Source organism: Pseudoflavonifractor sp. 60 (genome assembly GCF_009911645.1).
Classification (GTDB): Bacteria; Bacillota; Clostridia; order Oscillospirales; family Oscillospiraceae; genus Lawsonibacter.
Window position 1 is genome coordinate 1 of record NZ_QWKI01000065.1, and the last position, 2,458, is coordinate 2,458.

General features: G+C 52.4%; 3 protein-coding genes and 1 pseudogene. All 4 read right to left on the reverse strand.

Going from position 1 to position 2,458, the window contains the following annotated elements:
• Positions 1 to 165: 165 nt before the first annotated feature.
• Complete coding sequence (locus tag D1646_RS07850; protein WP_347565160.1) at positions 166 to 996, reverse strand: PD-(D/E)XK nuclease family transposase; 831 nt, start codon at positions 994 to 996, stop codon at positions 166 to 168.
• Between the two features lie 94 nt (positions 997 to 1,090).
• On the reverse strand, positions 1,091 to 1,291 hold the full coding sequence (locus D1646_RS07855; RefSeq protein ID WP_120425412.1) for a transposon-encoded TnpW family protein: 201 nt from the start codon (positions 1,289 to 1,291) through the stop codon (positions 1,091 to 1,093).
• Positions 1,288 to 2,136: an ATP-binding protein gene (locus tag D1646_RS07860; protein ID WP_160635938.1), complete on the reverse strand. Its 849-nt coding sequence runs from the start codon at positions 2,134 to 2,136 to the stop codon at positions 1,288 to 1,290. Before D1646_RS07860 ends, D1646_RS07855 begins: the two co-directional genes overlap by 4 nt.
• Positions 2,133 to 2,458, reverse strand: a pseudogene (locus D1646_RS07865) (replication protein); the annotation flags it as partial. The gene D1646_RS07860 and the pseudogene D1646_RS07865, both read right to left, overlap by 4 nt.

Here is a 2,458-nt window from a genome sequence, read left to right on the forward strand (position 1 = left end):
GGGGGCCAGCCGCGCACCGCATGAAATCAGTATGGAGCGGGCAGTCTTGCCTATTGCTTGTTGTCAAGGACTTTTTGATACAATTCATAAAATGTTCATATTTAGAACATAAAGCAAGGCTGGGAACCTGTGTTAGATTCCCAGCCTTAATCGTGTTGTGTTTCCTTATGCGCTCTGTCCAGATTGCAGCTTTTTTACTTCATCAAGGGAAAGGCCAACATATTCGGCAATTTTTTCAAGAGCCAGAGTTCCATCAGCTATCATACGAAGTGCTGCTGTTCTCATGCCCTCCTTAATACCCTCCTTAATGCCTTCCTCACGTTCTTCCTTCCGCATATCCTCAATTACCTTGCACATTTCGCTCACTCCTTTCGGATTTTCCTTCAAATACCTGGTACGGTCTGCCAGCAGCTTGAAATTCATATCATCGGCATCGGTGCAGTTAAAGTCGTGCATCAGCTTCCCTATGTCAGAATCGCCCCGGTACTCGCCATTCACATAAAGAATATGTTCCCCGTCCGTGAAAGGCTTACCCGTGGTAATGTTCATCCGCTCGATAAGATAAACTGGTTCGCCTTTCCCGTAAAAGTCCTTTTCCGTGATGAAAATAGTATATGTATCAGGCAACTCACGAAACTCCTGTCCAGCATCCAGATTTTCAATATCCAGCACACTGGAATGAAATCTGGCCCGGTGCGGGTCTGCTCCCTTATCCTCCCGTTGAATTTCCATATCATACTTTTTCCCGATAGAATCTGTCCCGTATGCGTCCAGGCAGATGGAGCGCGCCCCGGCCAGCCGCTTCATATCCTTTTGCGTCTGACAGTCAGTAATCACTAAATCGGGTTTTCCAGTGATAATGCGAAGCACCATTTCAGCCAAAGGAACATTGTCTTTGAAAAGGCAGCGCATAAAATCATCATCCATCGGTCTGAAACTGCGAAGCCGTTCTAAATCTTTCTGGCGCTTTTGCTCTGCTGTGTCCAAAACGATCACCCGCTTTCTGTATGTTCATATTACCACAAATATCTCTGCTTTTCAAGGATAGTAGAGAGGCCAGGGCAAAAACTTCTGCCCTGGCCAGCCTCCGTTATTCGTTTTCCATCGCCTGCCGGACTTCCTCGCGAAGCAGGCGCTTGATTTTGTCCTCCATTGTCTCGGTGCTGGTGGTGCTGAAATGCACCCGCACCCGGTAAGTAGTCTTGCCGATTTTCTTCACCAGCGCGGGTGGGGTCTGTAGCGTGGCCTTGGGGTAGGTGATCGTCTCGGTGGTGCTGGTTTCGTTACTCATAGTTCTCCTTTCTCGGCGGCGGTCTGCCGATGGCTGGCCGCAGTTGATGTGATAATCTGCCGTGCCGCCGCCTTTGTGCTGGCGGCGTTGTCCTCCCGGAAGTTCTTTCCGGCAAAGAGGATGGGGGCGCAGCGTTCTAAAATCCGGTCATAGATACGAGCGTGGGCGAGATCGGGCGGGCGTTTCAGTTCGTCCAGCTTCAGATTCGTGGTTACGATCAGCGGCTTGTTACAGCGATACCGGCTGTCGATGATGCTGAACATCTGCTCAAGGGCATACTCGGTATTGCGCTCCGCGCCTAAATCGTCTATGATTAACAGGTCGTAGTCCCCCAGGCTGTCCAGAAAGTCCGTCCTGTCCTCTCCGAACGTCCCGCACAGGCGGGCAAGGATGGTGGGAAAGTTGGTCATGAGTACAGGTACATCCCGATCAAGAAGGGCGTTTGCGATGCACCCGGCCGCGAAGGATTTTCCAGTCCCCACGTCACCGAACAGCAGCAGTCCGATGTTCCGTTTGAACGCCTGGGGCCAATGGTCAACGTATGCGTGGGCTTTCGCCATTGCCGGATTTTTGCCGTTATCGTTGGCGAAGGTGTAGCCGTAGAGGTAACGGTCTTGAAGTCCCTGGGCCTTGCGCCGCTTGATGCGCTCCATGCGCTGGCGGCGTTCCTCGGCCTCTCTACGGCGGCGCTCTGCCTCCTGCTGGCAGGAGCAGACACACCGGGGTTTGAAGCTGCCGCCTTTGAACGGGTCGGGAATGACGGCCTGCCGGGGGCCGCCACACTTGCGGCAATGGATAAGACCGTCAACAGGGTCAAGGTACTCGTCCTTGCGGATCTCCGTCATACCGTGTCACCGTCCTTCACACTGTAATCCCGGTCACGGGCAGGGGGAGCGGCCTTGCGCCTATCATCCGCTATCCAGCGGCGAATGGTGGCTGCATGGCTCTTGTATGTCCTGCCAGTAGATGCCATGTACTCGGATAATCTCTCGATATACTCCTGCCAGACGGTGGGGAAGTCGGCTTGCAGTTCTGACAATTCACCAGCAGACAGAAAAACATTTTGATACCGGCCCAACGTGCGGGCGTATTCCCCCTCTCTATTCTCTAAACTCTTATCTCTATACTCTTTATCTCTAATCTCTAATATAGGGGGACATTTGTCCA

Excerpts from the sequence above, each read along its gene's own strand:
- D1646_RS07855 (WP_120425412.1), bottom strand. The coding sequence starts at position 1,291 with ATGAGTAACGAAACCAGCACCACCGAGACGATCACCTACCCCAAGGCC.
- D1646_RS07860 (WP_160635938.1), bottom strand. The coding sequence starts at position 2,136 with ATGACGGAGATCCGCAAGGACGAGTACCTTGACCCTGTTGACGGTCTT.